The 20,300-nt window shown below is 69.0% G+C and carries 19 protein-coding genes; 8 read left to right on the plus strand and 11 right to left on the minus strand.

Features of this window, described 5'->3' with window-relative positions:
* Positions 1 to 10 precede the first annotated feature (10 nt).
* A complete protein-coding gene (locus NGK70_RS22905; protein ID WP_251970761.1) occupies positions 11 to 1,300 on the plus strand; it encodes a patatin-like phospholipase family protein in 1,290 nt (429 codons plus the stop codon).
* On the opposite strand, the gene NGK70_RS22910 is transcribed toward NGK70_RS22905, so the two are convergent.
* Positions 1,239 to 1,559: a ComEA family DNA-binding protein gene (locus NGK70_RS22910; RefSeq protein ID WP_251970762.1), complete on the minus strand. Its 321-nt coding sequence runs from the start codon at positions 1,557 to 1,559 to the stop codon at positions 1,239 to 1,241. The two genes, NGK70_RS22905 and NGK70_RS22910, sit on opposite strands and share 62 nt — an antisense overlap.
* A gap of 351 nt (positions 1,560 to 1,910) precedes the next feature.
* On the opposite strand from NGK70_RS22910, the gene NGK70_RS22915 reads away from it, so the two are divergent.
* Complete coding sequence (locus NGK70_RS22915) at positions 1,911 to 3,680, plus strand: ABC transporter transmembrane domain-containing protein (RefSeq protein WP_251970763.1); 1,770 nt, start codon at positions 1,911 to 1,913, stop codon at positions 3,678 to 3,680.
* A 36-nt stretch (positions 3,681 to 3,716) separates the two neighbouring features.
* Here the strand turns inward: NGK70_RS22915 and NGK70_RS22920 are convergent, their stop codons facing one another.
* Entirely contained in the window at positions 3,717 to 4,796 is a 1,080-nt protein-coding gene (locus NGK70_RS22920; protein WP_251970764.1) for a glycosyltransferase family 4 protein, read from the minus strand.
* A gap of 170 nt (positions 4,797 to 4,966) precedes the next feature.
* Between NGK70_RS22920 and NGK70_RS22925 the strand changes: the two genes are divergently transcribed.
* A complete protein-coding gene (locus NGK70_RS22925) occupies positions 4,967 to 6,076 on the plus strand; it encodes a glycosyltransferase (protein WP_251970765.1) in 1,110 nt (369 codons plus the stop codon).
* A gap of 4 nt (positions 6,077 to 6,080) precedes the next feature.
* Here the strand turns inward: NGK70_RS22925 and NGK70_RS22930 are convergent, their stop codons facing one another.
* The 3 genes from NGK70_RS22930 to NGK70_RS22940 all read right to left on the minus strand — a co-directional run bounded on the left by NGK70_RS22930 (position 6,081) and on the right by NGK70_RS22940 (position 8,976).
* Entirely contained in the window at positions 6,081 to 6,929 is an 849-nt protein-coding gene (locus NGK70_RS22930) for a DUF5672 family protein (protein WP_251970766.1), read from the minus strand.
* Positions 6,930 to 7,130: 201 nt separating this feature from the next.
* On the minus strand, positions 7,131 to 8,132 hold the full coding sequence (locus tag NGK70_RS22935) for a glycosyltransferase family 9 protein (RefSeq protein ID WP_251970767.1): 1,002 nt from the start codon (positions 8,130 to 8,132) through the stop codon (positions 7,131 to 7,133).
* A 4-nt stretch (positions 8,133 to 8,136) separates the two neighbouring features.
* Positions 8,137 to 8,976, minus strand: coding sequence for a glycosyltransferase family 25 protein (locus NGK70_RS22940; protein WP_251970768.1), 840 nt, complete (start codon positions 8,974 to 8,976; stop codon positions 8,137 to 8,139).
* Between the two features lie 197 nt (positions 8,977 to 9,173).
* Here NGK70_RS22940 and NGK70_RS22945 point away from each other — a divergent pair, with 197 nt between their 5' ends.
* From NGK70_RS22945 to waaC, 5 genes are all read left to right on the plus strand, one after another.
* Positions 9,174 to 10,328: a glycosyltransferase gene (locus NGK70_RS22945; protein ID WP_251970769.1), complete on the plus strand. Its 1,155-nt coding sequence runs from the start codon at positions 9,174 to 9,176 to the stop codon at positions 10,326 to 10,328.
* Positions 10,329 to 10,426: 98 nt separating this feature from the next.
* Complete coding sequence (locus NGK70_RS22950; protein ID WP_428985550.1) at positions 10,427 to 10,630, plus strand: acyltransferase; 204 nt, start codon at positions 10,427 to 10,429, stop codon at positions 10,628 to 10,630.
* Between the two features lie 62 nt (positions 10,631 to 10,692).
* Positions 10,693 to 11,655, plus strand: a complete 963-nt coding sequence (locus tag NGK70_RS22955; RefSeq protein WP_251970770.1) for a hypothetical protein — start codon at positions 10,693 to 10,695, stop codon at positions 11,653 to 11,655.
* A gap of 31 nt (positions 11,656 to 11,686) precedes the next feature.
* A complete protein-coding gene (locus NGK70_RS22960; protein WP_251970771.1) occupies positions 11,687 to 12,346 on the plus strand; it encodes a DUF4254 domain-containing protein in 660 nt (219 codons plus the stop codon).
* Complete coding sequence (waaC, locus tag NGK70_RS22965) at positions 12,343 to 13,323, plus strand: lipopolysaccharide heptosyltransferase I (protein WP_251970772.1); 981 nt, start codon at positions 12,343 to 12,345, stop codon at positions 13,321 to 13,323. Before NGK70_RS22960 ends, waaC begins: the two co-directional genes overlap by 4 nt.
* Positions 13,324 to 13,367: 44 nt before the next feature.
* Here the strand turns inward: waaC and lapB are convergent, their stop codons facing one another.
* The 6 genes from lapB to NGK70_RS22995 all read right to left on the minus strand — a co-directional run bounded on the left by lapB (position 13,368) and on the right by NGK70_RS22995 (position 20,288).
* Positions 13,368 to 14,516 (minus strand): lipopolysaccharide assembly protein LapB, encoded by a 1,149-nt coding sequence (gene lapB, locus NGK70_RS22970; protein WP_251970773.1) that lies wholly within the window; start codon positions 14,514 to 14,516, stop codon positions 13,368 to 13,370.
* Positions 14,506 to 14,826: a LapA family protein gene (locus NGK70_RS22975; RefSeq protein ID WP_251970774.1), complete on the minus strand. Its 321-nt coding sequence runs from the start codon at positions 14,824 to 14,826 to the stop codon at positions 14,506 to 14,508. The genes lapB and NGK70_RS22975 overlap by 11 nt, the downstream gene beginning before the upstream one ends.
* 75 nt (positions 14,827 to 14,901) lie before the next feature.
* Positions 14,902 to 15,246 (minus strand): integration host factor subunit beta, encoded by a 345-nt coding sequence (locus NGK70_RS22980; protein WP_251970775.1) that lies wholly within the window; start codon positions 15,244 to 15,246, stop codon positions 14,902 to 14,904.
* Positions 15,247 to 15,393: 147 nt separating this feature from the next.
* Positions 15,394 to 17,121 (minus strand): 30S ribosomal protein S1, encoded by a 1,728-nt coding sequence (rpsA, locus tag NGK70_RS22985; protein WP_251970776.1) that lies wholly within the window; start codon positions 17,119 to 17,121, stop codon positions 15,394 to 15,396.
* A 176-nt stretch (positions 17,122 to 17,297) separates the two neighbouring features.
* Entirely contained in the window at positions 17,298 to 19,310 is a 2,013-nt protein-coding gene (locus NGK70_RS22990; RefSeq protein WP_251970777.1) for a bifunctional 3-phosphoshikimate 1-carboxyvinyltransferase/cytidylate kinase, read from the minus strand.
* Between the two features lie 96 nt (positions 19,311 to 19,406).
* Entirely contained in the window at positions 19,407 to 20,288 is an 882-nt protein-coding gene (locus NGK70_RS22995; RefSeq protein ID WP_251970778.1) for a prephenate dehydrogenase, read from the minus strand.
* Positions 20,289 to 20,300 lie beyond the last annotated feature (12 nt).

The raw sequence follows: 20,300 nt of genomic DNA on the forward strand, positions 1-20,300 counted from the left end.
ACTGCGCAGCATGAACGACCGGGCCTTCCCTCCCCCCGTCATCGGCCTGCTGCTCACTGGCGGTGGTGCCCGTGCGGCCTACCAGGCGGGGGTGCTGCAGGGCATCGCGCAGATCGCCCGCGCCAGCGGTGCCACCTGCGGCCAGGGTGGGCCCAGCCCCTTCCAGGTGCTCGCCGGCACCTCGGCCGGGGCCATCAACGCCGCCGGCCTGGCCTGCGGTGCCGACCGCTTCGACCACGCGGTCGCCATGCTGGCCGACGTCTGGGGGCAGTTCCACGCCGAGCAGGTCTACCGCGCCGATTCGCTGGCCGTCATCCGCACCGGCGCCCCCTGGCTGACGATGATGTCCTTCGGCTGGGCCGTTGCGCGCTTTCGGCGCCTGCGCCCACGCTCGCTGCTCGACAACAGCCCGCTCGAAGCCCTGTTGCATCGCCTGATGCGCTTCGACCGCCTGCCGCAGCTGATGCGCGACGGCCGCCTGCAGGCTCTGGCCGTCACCGCCTCCAGCTACACCAGCGGGCAGCACGTCACCTTCTACGAGAGCCTGCACGAGCTGCCGCCCTGGACCCGCTCGCAGCGCGTGGCGGTGCGCACCGCCATCGGCGTGCGGCACCTGCTGGCCTCCGCGGCGATCCCCTTCGTCTTCCCGTCGATGCCGCTGGAGATGCCCGAGGGGCGGGAGTGGTTCGGCGACGGCTCGATGCGCCAGGCCGCCCCGATCTCGCCGGCCATCCACCTCGGTGCCGACCGGGTGCTGGTCGTCGGCGCCGGGCGCATGCACGAGCCCGGCGGCCGCCACGTGCAGGCGCAGGGCTACCCCAGCGTCGCGGAGATCGCCGGCCATGCGTTGTCGAACATCTTCCTCGACGCGCTGGCGGTGGACGTCGAGCGGCTGCAGCGCATCAACACCACCCTGGCGCTGCTGCCACCCGAGGCCCGCGCCCGCACGCCGCTGCGGCCGGTCGAGGCGCTGGTGATCGCCCCCAGCCAGCGGCTGGACGACCTGGCCGCCGCGCACATCGACAGCCTGCCGCTGACCATCCGCACGCTGTTGCGCTCGGTGGGCGTGACGGGCCACGGCGCCAGCGGTGGCTCGGCGCTGGCCAGCTACCTGCTGTTCGAGCCGGGCTACACCCGCGCGCTGATCGCCCTGGGCCTGGCCGACACACTGGCCCGGCGCGACGAGGTGCAGCGCTTCTTTGGCTGGCCCGAGCCAGCCCGGCTCAACCCGCCTCAGCTCACTGCGATGCCTTCTTCGCCGGCTTCGCTGCCTTGCCCGGCTGCGCCGCCGCCCCGCTGAAGGCGCCGCCGTTGACGGTGAGACCGGCCTCGGACATCTTCGCCGCATTGCCCGGGCCCAGGCCCTTGACGCGCGAGATCAGGTCCTCCCAATCCTTGAAGGACGACTTCTTGCGCTCGTCCAGCAAGCGCCCCGACATCGCCGGCCCGATGCCCTTGATCGATTCCAGCTCGGCCTGGGTGGCCTTGTTGACATCCACAGCGGCCAGCGCCAGCGCTGAAGCCAGGCTCAGCAACACGGTGATCAGCAGCTTCCACATCGTTCGACCCTACCTTTCCTGCGAGGTTGATGCCGGCGTGACGCCCGCCCCTGTGACGGATGCCGCATCCAGCCCCGCCACGATAGGCAGGAAGCCGCGCCGCGGGCATCGCCCCGAGGGGGGATATGAGGGGGGTGTGGCCGGCCGGGCCGGGGGGGTCATGGACATTGGCAACGGCATCTGCAACGGCATCCCCACCAGCGACGGCAGCCGCCACCCACGCCGGCCGGCCTCGCGGGCAGCCCCGGGTAGCGGACAATCCGGCACCTCGCCAGCCGCTGACCGGGCGGTCGCACGCATCGACATGATCACCATCCCCTCTCCTTCCACGGGCGCCGGCCCGCGTCCACGATGAGCAGCGAGCCGCACAGCAACCGCGTCACCGCCAAGCGGCTGACGGGCTACTTCTGGCCCCATCGCGGCGGCATGCTCGTCGCGATCGCCGCCTTCCTGCTCGCCTCCGCCACCGAGCCACTGATCCCCCGGCTGCTGCAAATCGCGCTGGACGAAGGCTTTCTCGCCAAGCCCAGCTTCCCGCTGTGGGCGGTGCCGGTGGCGCTGATCGGGCTGTTCCTGCTGCGCGGCGTGTTCAGCTTCGTCGGTACCTTCACCCTCAACCGCAGCACCTCGCGGGCGGTGCTGGGCCTGCGCAAGGACCTGGCGGGCGCCATCCTGCGTGCCGATGCGGGCGTGTTCACCACCGTCACGCCCGGCACCGCGGTGACCAAGATCGTCAACGACCCGCAGAACATCGCCAGCCAGCTCGGCGGCGCCATGATCACCCTGCTGCGCGACGGCACCACCGCGATCGCGCTGCTGGCCTACCTGTTCTGGCAGAACTGGCAGCTGACCCTGCTGTCGATGGTGACCGTGCCGATCCTGTCGGTCGGCGTGCGCAAGGTGCACCGGCGCGTGCAGAAGGTCGGCGGCCTGGCCTACGAGGCGCAGCTGCGCCTGGTCAACGTGGTCGACGACCTGGCACGCGCCTGGCGGGTGATCCGCACCTTCGATGCCGGCCACTTCGAGCGCGGGCGCTTCGAGCGCGAGGCCAACGAGGTGCAGCGCATGACGATGAAGAGCGTGGCTGCCGCGGCGATGATGACGCCGGTCTCGCAGATCGCGGCCAGCTTCGGCGTCGCGTCGATCGTCACCCTGGCGCTCTACCAGGCGCAGACGGGCAACGGCAGCGTCGGCAGCTTCGCCGGCTACGTGGCCGCGCTGCTGCTGCTGGTGTCCAAGACGCGCCACCTCACCGACGTGTCCCAGCCGATCATCGGCGCGCTGATCGTGGCCCGCGCCACCTTCGAGCTGCTGGACGCACCGACCGAGCCGGACCGTGGCGAGCGCACCCTGGAGCGCGCGCGCGGCGAGATCGTCTTCGACCAGGTCAGCGTCGCCTACCCCGGCGCCGAACGGCCGGCACTCGACGGCCTGAGCCTGCGCATCGAACCCGCCCAGACGGTTGCCCTGGTGGGCAGCTCCGGTGCGGGCAAGACCACCGTGGTCAACACCCTGCTGGGCTTCGCCGCGCCCGACCAGGGCCACCTGACGCTGGACGGCATCGAGCTGGCCGAGCTGCGCAAGGCCGACCTGCGCCGCCAGTTTGCGGTGGTGTCGCAGGACATCGTGCTGTTCGACGCCTCGATCGCCGACAACGTGGTCTACGCCCAGCCGCGCGACCTGGCCCGGGTCGAGACCTGCCTGCGCGCCGCCGCGCTGTGGGACCACGTGGCCAGCCTGCCCGAGGGCGTCGAATCCTCCATCGGCGTGAACGGCAGCAAGCTCTCCGGCGGCCAGCGCCAGCGCCTGGCGATCGCACGGGCGCTGTACAAGGACGCCCCGATCTGGATCCTCGACGAGGCGACATCCGCCCTGGACACCGAGAGCGAGCGCGCCATCCAGCAGGCCCTCGACCAGTGGCATGGCCGCAAGACGATGGTCGTCATCGCCCACCGGCTGAGCACCATCCGTGGCGCCGATGCGATCTGCGTGATGGAGAACGGCCGGGTGGTCGAGGCCGGCCGGCACGAGGAGCTGCTGGCCCGCGACGGGCGCTATGCGGCGATGGTGAGGGCGCAGACAGCGGACAGCGGCGGTGGCTCGACATTCAAAGAGAACTGAACCTTTCCATTCTCAGCCAGTTCGATGCCTTCAAGTTCAGACCTCGGACGGCAAGCCCAGCAGCAACCGGTACAGGGACAGGTAGTGCGCGGCGGCCCGGTCCCAGTCGAAATGCGCGGCATGCGCACGCACGGCATCCGCTCGACCCGGTTCGACCCCTTGCGCCAGACCCCGCTCGACGATGCGGCGCATGGTCGCGGGTTCAAAGTCGTCGAAGTAACTGGCGACCTCTCCACCGATCTCCGGTAGGCAGGTGCGGCGAGCCAGGAACACCGGCTTGCCGAAGTGCATGGCCTCGATGGGCGGCAGGCCGAAGCCCTCGGTCAGGCTGGGGAACAGGAAACCCGTGCAGTTCGCATAGGCCCAGGTCTTCTGGGCCTCGCTGATACCGAGGAAGAAGCGGACGTTGGGTGGATGAGGGGCCGCGGCCAGCGCCTTGGCATCGCCGGACGGCGGGCCGCAGAGCACGAAGTCCATCTCTGGCCAGATCGCGGCCATCGCCAGCAGCGCCTGCGGATTCTTCGACGGCGACATGCGACTCAGGTGGAAAAGGAAGGGTCGCACCGGTTCGAACAACGGCTCCTGAGCGTCGCGAGACAGGTTGCGTGCGCCGTTGTAGATGACGTCGAGCGGGCCACGCCATCCCAGCGTCCGCTCGACATCCTGTGCCGTATGACGGCTGACCGTGGTCACGTGGTCCGTGCGACGCAGAAGCCTGCGCAGTTGACCGTTGTGCCGCCAAACGGAAAACGGCGAACGGCCATAGAGGTAGTTGAGATCGTGGATGGTCACCAGCCGCTGCCGGCATCCCACGGGTGGCCGCGACTTGTTCATCTGGTGCAACGAGTGCCACAGGCTGAAGGGCCGATCGGTCCGGTGCAGCCAGCGATCCAGGCGTCGCAACGGCAGGTAGCCGACATCGCCACCGAAGACGCCCTGCAGTTCAGGCCGAAGATGAAACGTGAAACCGACCCCCTGCGATTCGCGCCACGACGGCGCCACCTGCGCGATGCGCTGCGCCAGCTGGGAAGAAAACTCAAAGATGCCCCCGTCCCCCGGCGACGAGCGCCCCAGGCTGACCAGCACCTCATGCCGCACGGGCGGAAGCAGCGCCATGGTCAGGACGCGTTCACCAGCGTGCGAAGTGCGCCCGTGGCACGAGGCCATGGGCCATCCGAAAAGGCGTGTCGGCAGTGGGAGCTCATCGTGAAGATTATCCACGCGGGTCCGGATGCTCCCCGGGCCGCTCCCCGGGCGGATGCAGGGGCCCGACTATCATTTGCCGCATGGATCAGACTTCGGCGGGATTGCCCGGCAACGAGCATTTCGGCGACCGGCGACCGTCACGCGGTCGGGTCGAGGGCGGCCTTCGCCTCAGCGCTCCAGATCGGTGCCGCCGGGGTGGCCCGGGGCGGCCGCTGATCAGCTACGTCACCGTCGTCCGCAATGCCCGGGACACGCTCGCCCGGACGCTGGAGAGCGTGCGCACGCAGCAGTGGGATGCCGTCGAGCACATCGTCGTCGACGGGTGCTCCAACGACGGAACGCTGGCGGTCATCGAGGCGCACGCCAGCCAGATCGATTACTACGTTTCGGAGCCCGATGCGGGCTTGTATGACGCGCTGAACAAAGCCCTGTCCCTGGCCACCGGCGACTTGGTCTGTGTGCTCAATGCCGACGACTGGCTGACGCCCGACGCCGCTGCGGTGGCCGCCCGCGCGCTGGTCCGTTGCGGCCACATCGACCCACCGATGCCACCATTGATGATCCTCACTTCAGCCTGGCTGCACGATCGGCACCGTCGCAAGCTGTGGCTTCCCGCCTTGATGGATGCTGGAGCGTGGCTGCGCTGCCCGAAGATCTGCCATAACGGGGTCTATGCCACGCGCGCCGCCCTGGACCTGGCCGGGCCGTACGACACCCGGTTCGAGATCATCGGAGACACCGCTTGGCTGTGCGCGGCGTTCGATGCCGGCGTCCGGTTCGTGGCGTGCGCGGCGCCCACCGTGCACTACGCGTCCGGAGGGCTGTCCAGCGACTCAAGGCGCCATGTCGAGGAGTGCGTCCAACTCGTCGCGCAACGGTTCCCGGCGCTGGACACCTCCGAAGTCTGGACCCTCATCCACGCCTTCTATCCGTGGCCGGACAATCTCGCCCCGTTCGCGTCCAGCTGCCCCGAAGATCTCGGACGTGCGCTGGATGCACTGCTTGCCCGTCACGCCGGCAACGAGGCGCTGCAAGCGAGTGCCCGCGCGGTGGGGCTGGCGCGACAGCTGGGACGTGCCAGACGGGTGCGGTCTCGACGGCAACTGTTCGCGCAGCTCCAGCGTGGGCTGTGGCGCGCTTGGTATGGGGTGCGCGAGGCCCTCGCCGCCCCCAAGCCCCGGCTCGGATGACCCGTCAGGCGACGGGCCTCACCCAGGGGAGCATCTCTTCCCAGAAGCCACGGTCGAATCGCTCCCACGCGTGAACACCAAACGGCAGGCGATTCGCGTTCATGTCGTAGAGCAGACGTGGCGCGACCTCGAACGCGAAGCCGACGGCCTCTTCGGGCCTGGGTACCCGGAAGAAGGGACAAGCCGCCGGTACCAACACACCCCAGAAGAGATCCTCGTTGGAACTGGAGAAAACCGGCTCGAAGTTGTAGGCCAGGAGACGCTCATGCTTGATGCGCCGCACCCAGTTCACCAGCCCCCGATCGCCATGCGAATGTGACTTGACGAAGTTGGGGATGCGCCTGGGCTCCTGCAGCACGCGCACGAAATCCTCCAGCCGGCGCAACGAGAAGCCGCCATTCCCGACACCCCAGAACTGGAGTGGGAGTTGCGGCTGGGCACCGCCCACAAACCATGGTGCACCGACGTAGGAGAAATCGCGTTCGCACCACGACGCCAGTTCATCCGAGATCACCAGCGCATCCGTTTGAGCAATCAGCAAGTGACTATGCCCTTCGAAGGCGCGATAGAAGCCGATCGAGCACATCAGCCGGTTGTAGCCCCGGATACCGGAGAAGAAGTCGTCGTCGAAGAGCTTGAACTCAAACCTGGGCGCGAAACGCTGGCACAGACTCTCCAGGTAGGCGCGCAAGCGACGGGGCCCGACGAAGTACAGCGGCCAGCGGGCCAGCACGTCGGCGCTACGTTCGATCGACAGCAACTCTGCTGCCGTCAGCTCGGTCTTGTAGATCGGGATCGCGACGGCGGGTCGAACGTCGCTGGTTTGCTGGGGCATCAGGGTTGAAGTCGACACGGCATCATCTTCTGCATAACGCAGGGCGGTTCGGATCGCCAGCACTCACATCCGGCGCAGGCGATCGCATCGGATGAGCGGCGGACGCCCTTGAGGTTGCCGACACGATGGAGCGCGTGAAGGACACGTCACAGATTCTAGGTATCCCGGTCAACGCGAAGGCTCCTGCCACGTATATCGGGTCCGATGCAACGTCGCCATTCAAGCACGCGATCGGGCCGCTTCGAGCATCGCGCGCCCGGCTTGGATCGCCTGCGCAACGTCGGGCCAAACCACCTGAGCGGCATCGTCCGCCGTGCCTTGTGCCACACGCAGGACCCGCACACCGGGTCCGCGCGCACCCCACTGCATCGGATCGGTCGGCCCCAGCACGCTGAGCAGCGGCGCCCCGACCGCAGCAGCCACATGGCCGGGGCCCGTGTCGTTGGAAACCATGAGTGCGCAACGCTCAAGCAAGGCGGCGTAATCATCGAGCCCGACACCGTCAAGCACCAGCGCCTGTGGGTAGTCGCGCCGCGCAGCATCACCCTCACCGGGCCCCGGGCAGAGCAACAGCGGCACTCCCCATTCGACCGCCGCGACCCGCGTGAACTCGGCGAAGTGGGGCCAGCGCTTGTCGATCTTCTCGAAGGTCCCGCCGGCGAATGGGCAGAGCACGACGAAGGGCCCCGCCACGCCCTGCGCTGCGAGCAGCGCCTGAACGCGCTGACGCGCATCCTCGCTGGTCGCGAGCAAGGCATGAGGCGGCAACGGCTCGTCACTGCCGAGCAGGGCCTGCACCAGGCGCCAGTCGTGCTGCATCTCGTGTTGGCCGGACAGCTTGCGCAAGGCCTGTTTCAGCAGCAGGGTGCGACCCTCGTGGGCATAGCCCAGGCCACGCAGGCCGGCCAGCCGGATCTCCAGCGCGCTGGAAAACGAGGTCGGCAACACGACGGTGTTGAGACGGTGATCGAAGCCCGGGTCACTCTGGAGCGCTTCGGCACGCAGCCGGCGGTACAGGGCGATGCGCGCACGCAGTTCCCGCGGCAGCGTGTGGACCGTCCAGCCTTCGCCGGCCAGCAACCTGGCCGCCCAGCCCTTGCCGACCAGTTGCAGCGCGTAGCCGGCTTCAGCGAGCCGCTGCAGCGCCGCCACGCTGAGCGTGACGTCGCCGACCCAATTGCGCAGGCGGACGATCAGGGGCGAGCCAGGCGCGACACTCACGCGCTCACTCACCGCGCGCCTCGCTCGCAACCGGGGCCACGGACGTCGCAGCGGCATCGCGAACGACGCGCCGCCGCTCCCGCTGCACCTGCACCAGGCCGTGGAAGACCCGCCTCAGCTCGTTGGTGATGCGCCAGGCATAGGTGCTGAGCTTGCGGTACCAGGGGAACTTGCGGCTGGGCGTGGTCGACTGGCCCGAGGCCGCGGACACCGCGGCGATCGTCGAGGGCGCCTCGCTGTCGTGCAGGGCCACCAGCGGATCGACCCGCCGCACCTTCAGGCCCAGCACCCAGGCGCGGTCGTAGGCGTGGTCATAGGGCAGGCGCATCGGCAGCAGGCGCTCGAGGTAGCGTTGCGCCGCGAAGCGGTTGACCAGGTAGGCGCTCGAGCCGGTGCACTGGCTCAACATCACCGTCAGCGCATGGCGACCGGTGAGCGGCAGCACGGTGCGCGGCGTGCCGCCGTGCACGGCCGAGAGCTTGACCATGTCCCAGCGTTCCGGCACCGCAGCCAGCGCGCGCAGCACCTCGGGCAGATCCTCGGTGAGGCCGACATCGTCCTCCAGGATCAGGGCCAGCTGTGCCGGACTGGCCAGCAGCGCCCGCATCGCGTCCAGGTGCGAGAGATAGCAGCCGATCTCGCCCCGGCTCGGGAACATGCCGTGCCGCCGGCCGTAGCCGGCGCGATCGACCAGCCGGGCGCACTCCTCGTCGCTGAGCGAGGCGCCATGGACGCCGGGGATGCGCTGCCAGGCCAAGCCCAGCCGTTCCAGTTGCGCAGCGATGCCGGCGAGGCGGCCGGTGTCGCGATCGAGGTTGATGACCAGGACGGTGACAGGGTGCATGCCGAAATTATCTGGCATGGCCAGCACCAATCCCGAGCCCGGCAGCGTCCCGCCGGGCCGGCTTGCGACCGCCAGTGAACGCGACCGGTGAAGACCCGGTATCCACTCGCTGGCTGGGCGGGTGACTGGAAGACGTGTCAGTTGCTGATGCTGCCGGGCTGGTAAGCTCTTCGGCCCAAGTTGAAGGTCATGGCGTGATGCCGAACCCGAACATCCTGGTCCTGGCGACAGACCCTGGCAGCCACATTTCCGGGATCCGACTGGTGATTCCTCTGCAGCGACTGGCGGACCGTCTGGGCTGGACGCTGCGCCTGAGCCCGTTCCACGCCGTGAACCGTCTCGACCTGCGATGGGCCGACGTGGTGGTGATCCAGCGTGCCACACGGTCGCGAGAAGAACGCGTGATGGCGTGGCTGAACGCACAGCGCATACCAGTCATTTACGAGATCGACGATCTGCTGACCGAACCCGCAGACCACGTCATGGGCGCAGCCGAACTCAGGGAACAGGCCCCCCTGGTGCGTCGGATGCTGGGGATGGCCGATGTCGTCAGTGCATCGACCCCCCGACTCGTCGACGAACTGAGGCCTCTCACGAAATTGATCCACCTGGTTCCCAACTACGGCCCCGGCAAGTATCTTGCGCGCGCGCAGCACGATGACCAGTCGCCGGTGACCCTGCTGATCGCCGCATCGGACCGGCAGGCTGTCGGTCCGATGGTGGCCGGCATCCGGAACGTCCAGGCCGACAGGTCGGTGCGCGTGGAGACCGTGGCCGTCGGCGCGATCGCCGACAGCCTTGAGGAAGCCGGCGTACCGTGTCGTCGTTTTCCTGGGATGCCTCGCGAGGCCTTCTTCGCGACGATCTCAGCGCTTGCCAACCCGATCGGCCTGATTCCGCTCGACGACTCTCGATTCAGTGCGTGCAAGAGCGCGGTGAAGTTCTTCGACTACGCCTGCCTGGGGATACCAAGCATCTGTTCGAATCACCCACCGTATGCCGACGTGATCGAGTCGGGACAGGATGGCATGCTCTGCGACAGTCCACACGCCTGGGCCGACGCGATACGGCAGTTGGTGCTTGATGCCCACACTCGCCAGAGGCTTGCCGACGCCGCATTCAGGAAGGTCACGCAGCGACACTCGCTCGACCAGACAGTCGCCAGCTGGGAAGTCCTGATCACCCACCTCGTCGATCAGGGCGCGAGGAATCGCCGGCCGATCACACCATCGCAGCGGCTTGCCGATGCCGTCGCCAGTCGGCTCGATCACGTCCGAAGCGCCTTGACCGACTGGAATCGCCGACGCCTGAAGAATCGTCACGTTCGACCGACGGAACACCCCAAACCATGAGCAAGCCCCACCCATTGACGTCTCGCAGCCCCTGATGCCCTCTCTGGAGGACTACACCGAACTGCTTCATCCGATGTGGGATCGAAAGATCCTGATCAATGGAGGTCCGTTCCATCAACAACTCGAACGCCCATGATCACGCCTACATCGGAACCGGCGCCATCATCAAGCAGGGCACGCCCGACCAACCGGTCGTCATCGGTGAAGGGGCCATCGTCGGCATGGGCGCCGTCGTGACCCGAGACGTCGCGCCGCACACCACCGTCATCGGCAATCGGGCAAAGGTGATGGCCCGGCCTTGACCGGAACGCCTGGCGACCCCATGGCCAGAAGCTGCGACCACCTCGGGCAACCCCTCCCAGTCATGTCCCCCACCTTCATCATCTACACATCCGGATTCGACGAGAACAGCGGCGGCTCCATCGCACTGCATCGCCTGTGTGACGCCTTGAACCAGCTCGGGCGACGTGCGCGGATCTGGCCGAGTCAACGGCCCGTTCAACCTCCGCCAAAGACCTGGAAGGATCGCGTGCCGTTCTATCGGCGCAAGCCTCGCTCGTGGGAGTTCCCCCGGTTCCAGACGCTGGCCCGGCTGGATACGCCCGTGGCGACTGCGGTCGATCTGGACGATGCGATCGTTATCTACCCCGAAGTCATCGACGGCAACCCGCTGCAGGCCCGTCGGGTCGTGCGCTGGCTGCTGCATCGGCCCGGTTTCCACACCGGCCATCACGAGTTCGGGCCCGATGACCTGTTCTTCTTCTTCCAGGCGGCATTCAACGATCCCGTGCTGAACCCGCATACGGATCGGCTGCTCCAGACCTTCTTCGTGCGCGACGACATCTACCGACCTCCTGCCCCGGAAGACGAGGATCGGCGCACCGGCACGTGCTACATCCTGCGCAAGGGCAAGGACCGTGCACTGGTGCATGACGCGAAGGGCTCGATCCTCATTGATGGCCTGAGCCACGCGGCTGCCGCTGATGTCTTCCGTCGCACCCGAACCTGCATCTCATACGACCTGTACACGATGTACTCGATGTACGCGGCCATGTGCGGCTGCGACTCGATCGTCGTACCTGACCCTGCGGTCGACCTGAACGCCTGGTATCCAACAGAGGAAGAGCGCTACGGCATGGCCTACGGCTGGTCGGAGCTCGGGTGGTCCCGCGCGACACGGCCCCTGCTCCTGCCTCGCCTCAAGAGGCTGGAGGAACAGAGCAACGAGACCGTACGCCAGTTCATCCAGACCTGCGATCGCCACTTCCAGGTCGGGTCGGAATCCTCGCCACGACTGACTCCGAAGGCGGCGACAGAGGCGCCGTAAGATGCGCGCCCAGCCTGTTCCAGAGCCTGCCATGACACAACTGCTCCGCGCCCAGTCCGTTGTCGACCTTCACGACACCCTCCTCGCCTCCCCCGCCTGGCCCGCCGACGCCTCGCTGCTGCCGGCCGATCCGCTCTGGCACTGGGTAGCGACCAACCACCGCAACAACTGCCTGCTGTGGGCGGAAGAAGACCTCGCCCGCCGCACCACCGTGGGCGCCGAGGAGATCGCCGCCAACAAGCGCGCCATCGACGGCTTCAACCAGGCGCGCAACGACGCCACCGAGCGGGTCGACGAGATCCTGCTGACCGCGCTCGGCTTGGTCGATGCGGCCTCGGCCCGCACCAACGCGCCGGTGTCGACCGTGCCGCCGGGGGCCCGGCTGAACAGCGAGACGGCGGGCAGCATCATCGACCGCATGTCGATCATGGCGCTGAAGGTGCATGCCATGCGGGCGCAGACGCTGCGCACCGACGTGGACGCCGAGCACATCGCCAGCTCGCAGGAAAAGCTCGCGCGGCTGGAACAGCAGCGCGCCGACCTGGGCAGTTGCCTCGAGGCGCTGATCGCCGATGCCCAGGCGGGCCGGGCGTACTTCAAGGTCTACCGCCAGTTCAAGATGTACAACGATCCGCGCTTCAACCCCGAGCTGGTCAAGGAAGCCCGGCAGTCGAAGGCGCGCGGCGGATGAGTGTCCAGCCCGGTCCGCTGCGGCGGGTGCTGATCGTCAAGACTTCGTCGATGGGGGACGTGGTGCATGCGCTGCCGGCGGTGTCCGACATGCGGCGCGCCCACCCCGGGCTGGAGGTGGATTGGCTCGTCGAGGCGCCCTTTGCCGCCATCGCGCGCCTGCACCCCGGCGTGCGCCGGGTGCTGCCGCTGGCCTGGCGCAAGTGGCGCAAGACGCTCTGGCGGGCTGACACCCGGGCGGCAGTGGCCGCGCTGCGCAGCGAGCTGAGGCGCGACGAGTACGATCTGGTGCTGGACCTGCAGGGCCTGCTCAAGAGCGTGCTCTGGGGGCTGCAGGCACGGGGGCCATTGGTGGGCTACGACGCGGCCAGCATCCGCGAACCGGCCGCCGCCTGGTTCTACCGCCGCAGGGCGAGCGTGCCGCGCGACCTGCAGGCGGTAGAGCGCTGCCGGCGGCTGGCGGCTGCCCATCTCGGCTACGCGATGCCGGACTCGCCGCCGGATTTCGGTCTGCAGGCGGCGGCCGGGAGCTGGCAGGCAGCGAGCCCGTCGGCCGCGCTGATCCCCTGCGCCAGCCGGCCGGAGAAGTTCTGGCCCGAGGCGGACTGGATCGCGGTGGGCGAGCGCCTGCGCGCCGCCGGACTGACGCCGGTGGTGATCTGGGGCAGTGCCGAGGAGCGCGAGCGTGCCGAGCGCATCGCTGCCGGCTGCGGTGGTGTCGTGCCGCCCTTCCTGTCGGTGGCCGACATGGCGGCAGTGCTGGGCGCGGCACGCCAGATCGTCGGGCTGGACACCGGCTTCTCGCACCTGGCGGCGGCGTTCGGCCGGCCGACGATCGGCATCTACTGTGACCACGAGCCCGGGCTGGCCGGCATCACGGGGCCGGGGCCGGTGGCGAGCTTCGGCGGCAAGGGGCTACGCCCGGGGCGCGACGAGGTCCTCGCACAGCTGGAACGGCACCTCGCGCTGCAGGGTTGAGCCGCAGGGCCGCACGCGGCGCGGACCGCCACGGCGTTCGCGCGTCAGAGTTCCTCGATGCGCTGCTGCGGGAAGCTGTCCCAGCTCAGGCAGCCGGGGCACTGCCAGAAGTGGCGCTGCGCCTCGAAGCCACAGGCCGCGCAGCGGTAGCGCTGCAGCGGCCGGGCCGCTCGGGCCACGGCGTCGCGCACCGCCGGCTGGGCGCCCTCGGGCCATTGGTCGGCCGGCGCGTCCAGCAGGGCCAGCGCCGCGGACAGGCTGGGCTGCTCGCGCAGCAGGGGCAGCAGACGCTCGGACTGGCCCGGCGCGCAACCCTGCAGCAGGGCCAGGGCGCGCAGCAGGTCGATGCGCGGCTGGCGGGCAAACAGCTCCTCCAGTGCCGCGCGTGCGGGATCCAGCTGGCCGGCCGCCTTGGCACAGGCGACGAAGTCCTCGGCCAGGCGGCTGAAGGCATCCGGGTTGCGCTGGCGCAGCTCGGCAAACACGGCCATGGCCTGCGCCGCACGGCCCTGGCGCACGAGGCGCTGGGCCTGTTGCACCAGCGGGCGGGCGGCCAGCGGGGCGATCTCGCGGGCGCGGGCCAGGGCGGCCTCGGCGGCCGGGGCGTCGCCGCGGTCATCGGCGGTCTGGGCCAGCTCGCAGTGGAAGTGCGCGCTGCGCTCGGCAAAGGAGCCGGTGCCGCTCTTTTCGAGCTGCGCGGCCACCTCGATGGCTGCGGTCCAGTCGCGCGAGCGCTCGTACAGGCTCAGCAACGCGAGCCGGGCGTCGGTGGCAAAGGCCGTGCCCTCCAGCGCCTGGAAGGCGGCCTCGGCCCGGTCGAACAGGCCGGCCTTGAGGAAGTCCTGCGCCAGCGCGTGCTGGGCGCGGTCGCGCTCGGCAGTGGGCAGGTCGGCGCGGGCCAGCAGGTGCTGGTGCACCCGCACCGCGCGCTCGTACTCGCCACGGCGGCGGAACAGGTTGCCCAGGGCAAAGTGCAGGTCGGAACTGCCGGGGTCGTGCTGGACGGCCTCGATGAAGGCGTCGATGGCTTTGTCCTGCTGTTCGTTGAGCAGCAGGTTCAGCCCCTTGAAGTAGGCGCGCGGGGAGGACTCAACCTCCCGCTTCCACTGCCGCAGGTCCAGGCGCGACGCGAGCCAGCCGAGCCCGAAGGCCACGGGCAGCCCCATCAGGAGCCACTGCAGGTCAAATTCCATCGCGACGGGCAGCGGAGAGGTCGATGTCGGCCAGCGGCGCCGGGCGGGTGGCGGGGGCCGGTTCCGGCACAGCCGGGGCCTCAGGCACGCGCTCGCGGGCGCGGCGGCGCTGGCGCCACCACTGCGGCAGCATGGCCAGCACACCCACCACGCAGCCCACGGCAAAGGCGCCCAGCACGACGAAGACCATCGGTGCCTGCGTGCCGAAGCCGAAGAACCAGTGGAGGCGGACCTCGTGCTGGTTGTTCAGCGCAAAGGCGAACAGCACGAAAAAGACGGCGGCCCGAAAGAGCCAGGTGATCACACGCATGACGCGTGGATTCTAGTGCGCGGGCAGGACGCGCCCGCCATCGCGCCCGTCAGTGACGTCGTTCAGTCGGATCGGTCAGCGCGGGCTGCCAAGCAGGGGCATCACATGCACCACCTGGGCGTCATCGTCCGCACCCGGGCTGCGCTCATCGACAGCCTCGCGCAGCGCCTTGCCCGGCTTGAAGTGGGGCACCAGCTTCTCGGGGATGGTCACCTGGACGCCCGAGCGCGGGTTGCGGCCCATGCGCGGCGGGCGACGGTTGATCGAGAAGCTGCCAAAGCCGCGGATCTCGATGCGGTGGCCGCGCGACAGGGCGTCGGTCATCGCGTCGAGCATGGTCTTGACGGCGAACTCGGCGTCGCGATGGGCCAGTTGCGTGAAGCGTTCGGCCAACAGGGTGACGAGGTCGGATCGGGTCATGCGCGTGGCCCTCGGCCAGTGATCTGCGTTTCAGCGAGGCTGCCAATGTAACAAGCCCCGTGCGGACGGTCCAGAACGGACCAGCGCCGGGGCTTGCGGAGTGGCCGGCGCCCTGCGCCCGTGGGCACAGAGCGACACGCGACTGGATCAGTGACCCTGATCCAGCTTGGCCTTGAGCAGGGCGCCCAGGCTGGTGGTGCCGGCGTTGCCGACGGTCTCGCGGTTGTCGGCCGACAGGCGCTGCAGGGCTTCCTGCTGCTCGACGTTGTCCTTGGCCTTGATCGACAGCTGGATCGAACGCAGCTTGCGGTCGATGTTGATGATCAGGGCGGTGACCTCGTCGCCTTCCTTCAGCACGTTGCGGGCATCCTCGACGCGCTCGCGGGCGATCTCGGAGGCACGCAGGTAGCCGGTGACGTCGGCGTTGAGCTGGATCTCGGCGCCGCGCGGGTCGACCGTCTTGACCTTGCCGGTCACCGTGGCACCACGGTCATTGAGCGTGGTGTAGCTGGTGAACGGATCGGTGTCGAGCTGCTTGATGCCCAGGGAGATGCGCTCGCGCTCCACGTCGATGCCCAGGACGATCGCCTCGACGTCCTGACCCTTCTTGTAGTTGCGCACCGCGGCTTCGCCCGGCTCGTTCCAGGACAGGTCGGACAGGTGCACCAGGCCGTCGATGCCAGCGGCCAGGCCGACGAACACGCCGAAGTCGGTGATCGACTTGACGGGGCCCTTGACGCGGTCGCCGCGCTTGAAGTTCTGCGCGAACTCGTCCCAGGGGTTCGGACGGCACTGCTTCATGCCCAGGCTGATGCGGCGCTTGTCCTCGTCGATCTCCAGGACCATGACTTCGGTCTCGTCGCCCAGGGCCACGATCTTGGACGGGGCCACGTTCTTGTTGGTCCAGTCCATTTCGGAGACGTGCACCAGGCCTTCGATGCCCGGTTCGATCTCGACGAAGGCACCGTAGTCGGCGATGTTGGTGACCTTGCCGAACAGGCGGGTGCCCGACGGGTAGCGGCGCGAGACGCCGATCCACGGATCGTCGCCCATCTGCTTCAGGCCCAGGCTGACGCGGTTCTTCTCGGCGTCGAACTTCAGGACCTTGGCGGTCAGTTCCTGACCGACCGTCACCACTTCGCTCGGGTGACGCACACGGCGCCAGGCCATGTCGGTGATGTGCAGCAGGCCGTCGATGCCACCCAGGTCCACGAACGCACCGTATTCGGTGATGTTCTTGACCACGCCGTTGACGAAGGCGCCTTCGCGCAGCGTCTCGAGCAGCTTGGCGCGCTCTTCGCCCATCGAAGCCTCGACCACCGCGCGACGCGACAGCACAACGTTGTTGCGCTTGCGGTCGAGCTTGATGACCTTGAACTCCATGGTCTTGCCCTCGAACGGGCTCATGTCCTTGACCGGGCGCGTGTCGAGCAGCGAGCCGGGCAGGAAGGCGCGGATGCCGTTGACCAGCACGGTCAGGCCACCCTTGACCTTGCCGGAGACGGTACCGGTGACGAAGTCGCCGGACTCCAGCGCGGTCTCCAGGCTCAGCCAGGAAGCCAGACGCTTGGCCTTGTCGCGCGACAGGATGGTGTCGCCGTAGCCGTTCTCGATGGCGTCGATCGCCACCGACACGAAGTCCCCGACCTGGACTTCGATCTCGCCCTGGTCGTTCTTGAACTCGTCGATGGGCACATAGGCCTCGGACTTCAGGCCGGCGTTCACGACCACGAAGTTGTGCTCGACGCGCACGACCTCGGCAGAGATCACTTCACCGGCACGCAGGTCGGCGTTCTGGAGCGATTCTTCGAACAGAGCGGCGAAGCTCTCCACTTCAGGGGTGGCGAAGGGGCTGTCGGGGATGATTTCGGACATGGGGGGGAGTTCCTTGGTGCCGGCGAAAGCCAAGTGAGGTGAATGCCGGCGGGTGATTCAGCAAGGCGCTGAGATGGATGAAGCAGGAATCGCTACGCGGCGGACCCACCGGGCGGCGGGGCCGCCGGGCGGCGGGCGAAGTGGCTGCGCGGGACCGGGCGAACGCGTTCGAGCGCTCAGCCCAGGAGATCGAACGGCCTGCGCTGCAGCCACCAATCCAGCACGAGCTCGACCGATTCGACGACCGTCATGCCCGAGTTGTCCAGCTCCAACGCATCTTCGGCGGGCTTGAGCGGCGCGGTGGCGCGATGCCGATCGCGCTCGTCGCGTGCCTCCAAGTCGGCGCGAAGACTGTCGAGGTTAGCAGAAATCCCTCTTTCCAGCAATTGGCGGTGGCGCCGCTCGGCGCGCGCCGCCGCTGAGGCGGTCAGGAAGATCTTCAGCGGTGCGGCCGGGAAGATCACCGTGCCCATGTCGCGCCCGTCGGCCACCAGGCCGGGCAGGCGGCGGAAGCTGCACTGCAGCTCGTAGAGCGCCGCCCGCAGCGCCGGCCAGACCGAGATCTGCGAGGCCATCGTGCCCACGGCTTCCTCCCGCAGCACATCGGTCACGTCCGCGCCGTCGAGGAACACGCTCGTGCCCTCGAAGCGCAGGTTCAGCCCGGCCGCCACGCGCGCCAGGCCCGCCTCGTCATCCGGCGCCACGCCGGCTCGGCGCGCCGCCAGCGCGCTGACGCGGTAGAGCGAGCCGGAGTCCAGCGTGTGCCAGCCCAGCCGCGCGGCCACGCCGGCGGCCAGGGTGCCCTTGCCGGAGGCGGTCGGCCCGTCGATCGTGATCACCGGGATGTGGCGCGGCTCGCTGCGCACCACCGAGAACAGCGCCTCGAAGTAGTCCGGGAAGGTCTTGGCGACGCACTTCGGATCCTCGATGCGCACCGGCACCGGCTCGGCCTGCTGCAGGCCGTTGAAGGCCGCCAGCGACAGGCACATGGCCATGCGGTGGTCGTCGTAGGTGTGGATGCTGGCTGCGCGGAACTGCGCCAGCGGGTGCACGCGGATGAAATCGGCGCCCTCCTCCACCGTGGCACCGACCTTGCGCAGCTCACAGGCCATCGCGGCGATGCGGTCCGTCTCCTTGACGCGCCAGCTGGCGATGTTGCGCAGCGTGCAGGGGCCGTCGGCGTAGAGCGCCATCACCGCCAGGGTCATGGCCGCGTCGGGGATGTGGTTGCAGTCCAGGTCGATGGCCTTGAGTGGCCAGGCACCGCGGCGTACTTCCAGCGCATTCGGCTCCGCACTCACCACCGCGCCCATCGCCTCCGCGGCCTCGACGAAGCGGATGTCGCCCTGGATGGACCCGGCGCCGACGCCCTCGATGCGCACCGGCGCGTCCACACCCGCGATCGCCCCCAGCGCGATGAAATAGGACGCCGACGAGGCATCCGCCTCCACCGGCAGCGTGCCCGGCGTCTGGTAGCGGCTGCCGCGCGGGATGACGAAGCGCTGCCAGCCCTCGCGCTGCACCGCGATGCCAAAGCGCGCCAGCAGGTTCAGCGTGATCTCGATGTAGGGCTTGGAGATCAGCTCGCCGACCACCTCGATGGTCACGTCGCGCTCGGCACAGGCCAGCGGCAGTGCCAGCAGCAGCGCAGTGAGGAACTGGCTGGAGACGTCGCCGCGCACCTTCACCGGCTGGCCCAGGTCGAGCCGGCCGCCGCGCAGGTGCAGCGGCGGATAGCCCTCCTGCCCCAGGCAGTCCACCTCGGCCCCCAAGCCGCGCAGGGCGTCGACCAGGTCGCCGATGGGCCGCTCGTGCATGCGCGGCACGCCGCGCAGGGTGTAGTCGCCACCGTGCTCGCAGGCCAGCACCGCCAGCGCCGCGGTGAGCGGGCGCATCGCCGTGCCGGCGTTGCCGAGGAAGAGCTCGGCGCTGGCCACCGCAGCCCGCCCGCCCAGGCCGGTGATGCGGGTGGTGTCGCCATCACGCTCGATGGCGCAGCCCAACGTGCGCAGCGCATCGAGCATCACCTGCGTGTCGTCGGAGTCGAGCAGGTCGACCAGCGTGGTCTGCCCGGCACTCAGGCCGGCCAGCAGCAGCAGGCGGTTCGAGATGCTCTTGGAACCCGGCAGGCGCACGGTGCCGGCGGCATGACCGAGCGGCGGGAGATCGAGGCAAGGAAGGGCAAACATGGTGCGAACAGAAGGCAAGGCGTGAAGCATCGCACGGCCGGCGAGCAGTGCAGCCCGGGACCATGCGAGGAGGGGCGGATCCGGCGGCCGCCGAACTCAGCGTGGCGGCGTGGGTCGGGCGTTCATCTGCCAGCCGGAGCGGCCGTCGGATGCCGTGCGGATCAGGTCGGACAGCGCCTCGGCATTGCCAGAGCGCATCGCCACCTCGAAGGCGTCCAGCGCGTGGCGCAGCCGCTGGGTCTGCTTGATGACCTCCTCGCGGTTGGCCAGCAGGATGTCACGCCACACCGACACGTCGCTGGCGGCAATGCGGGTGAAGTCGCGAAAGCCAGGCCCGGCCAGCGAGAGGAATTCGCGCCCCGCCGGCTGCGCCAGCATGGCGTTGAAATAGGCGAAGGCCAGCAGGTGCGGCAGGTGGCTCACGGCCGCGTAGGCGGTGTCGTGGTTCTCGGGCGTCATGCGCAGCACCTGGCAGCCGATCGCCGACCACACGTCGGTGGCCTGCTGCACCTGGTTGGGGTCGGTCTGCGCCAGCGGCGTCAGGATCACCTGCTTGCCCAGGTAGAGCTGCGCGTCGGCGTGCTCGACGCCCGAGACCTCCTTGCCGGCGATCGGGTGCGCTGGCACGAAGCCGGTCAGGCGGTCCTTGAGCACCCGCCGCGCCGCGTCGACCACGTCGCGCTTGGTGCTGCCCACATCCATCACAAGCACGCCCGGCTCGATGAGCTGGCGGATCGCCTTGAAGGTCGCCTCGATCGCCGCCACCGGCACGGCCACCAGCACCAGGTCGGAGCCGGCCACCGCCTGCAGCGCGGAATCCGCCGCCGCGTCGATCACGCCCAGCTTGCGCGCCTTCTCGGTGGTCGCGGGCGACTTGCTGTAGCCGACCACGCGCTTGACCAGCCCGGCCCGCTTGAGCGCCAGCGCGAAGCTGCCACCCATCAGGCCGACGCCGATGACCCCCAGTTGATTGAACATGGCGTGGCGCAG

This window comes from Sphaerotilus microaerophilus, from assembly GCF_023734135.1.
Lineage (GTDB): Bacteria > Pseudomonadota > Gammaproteobacteria > Burkholderiales > Burkholderiaceae_C > Sphaerotilus > Sphaerotilus microaerophilus.

Excerpts from the sequence above, each read along its gene's own strand:
- NGK70_RS22905 (WP_251970761.1), top strand. The coding sequence starts at position 11 with ATGAACGACCGGGCCTTCCCTCCCCCCGTCATCGGCCTGCTGCTCACT.
- NGK70_RS22910 (WP_251970762.1), bottom strand. The coding sequence starts at position 1,559 with ATGTGGAAGCTGCTGATCACCGTGTTGCTGAGCCTGGCTTCAGCGCTG.
- NGK70_RS22955 (WP_251970770.1), top strand. The coding sequence starts at position 10,693 with ATGTCCCCCACCTTCATCATCTACACATCCGGATTCGACGAGAACAGC.
- NGK70_RS22960 (WP_251970771.1), top strand. The coding sequence starts at position 11,687 with ATGACACAACTGCTCCGCGCCCAGTCCGTTGTCGACCTTCACGACACC.
- NGK70_RS22950 (WP_428985550.1), top strand. The coding sequence starts at position 10,427 with ATGGAGGTCCGTTCCATCAACAACTCGAACGCCCATGATCACGCCTAC.
- NGK70_RS22940 (WP_251970768.1), bottom strand. The coding sequence starts at position 8,976 with ATGCACCCTGTCACCGTCCTGGTCATCAACCTCGATCGCGACACCGGC.
- NGK70_RS22990 (WP_251970777.1), bottom strand. The coding sequence starts at position 19,310 with ATGTTTGCCCTTCCTTGCCTCGATCTCCCGCCGCTCGGTCATGCCGCC.
- NGK70_RS22915 (WP_251970763.1), top strand. The coding sequence starts at position 1,911 with ATGAGCAGCGAGCCGCACAGCAACCGCGTCACCGCCAAGCGGCTGACG.
- NGK70_RS22920 (WP_251970764.1), bottom strand. The coding sequence starts at position 4,796 with ATGGCGCTGCTTCCGCCCGTGCGGCATGAGGTGCTGGTCAGCCTGGGG.
- waaC (WP_251970772.1), top strand. The coding sequence starts at position 12,343 with ATGAGTGTCCAGCCCGGTCCGCTGCGGCGGGTGCTGATCGTCAAGACT.
- rpsA (WP_251970776.1), bottom strand. The coding sequence starts at position 17,121 with ATGTCCGAAATCATCCCCGACAGCCCCTTCGCCACCCCTGAAGTGGAG.
- NGK70_RS22945 (WP_251970769.1), top strand. The coding sequence starts at position 9,174 with ATGCCGAACCCGAACATCCTGGTCCTGGCGACAGACCCTGGCAGCCAC.
- lapB (WP_251970773.1), bottom strand. The coding sequence starts at position 14,516 with ATGGAATTTGACCTGCAGTGGCTCCTGATGGGGCTGCCCGTGGCCTTC.
- NGK70_RS22925 (WP_251970765.1), top strand. The coding sequence starts at position 4,967 with ATGGATCAGACTTCGGCGGGATTGCCCGGCAACGAGCATTTCGGCGAC.
- NGK70_RS22980 (WP_251970775.1), bottom strand. The coding sequence starts at position 15,246 with ATGACCCGATCCGACCTCGTCACCCTGTTGGCCGAACGCTTCACGCAA.
- NGK70_RS22995 (WP_251970778.1), bottom strand. The coding sequence starts at position 20,288 with ATGTTCAATCAACTGGGGGTCATCGGCGTCGGCCTGATGGGTGGCAGC.
- NGK70_RS22975 (WP_251970774.1), bottom strand. The coding sequence starts at position 14,826 with ATGCGTGTGATCACCTGGCTCTTTCGGGCCGCCGTCTTTTTCGTGCTG.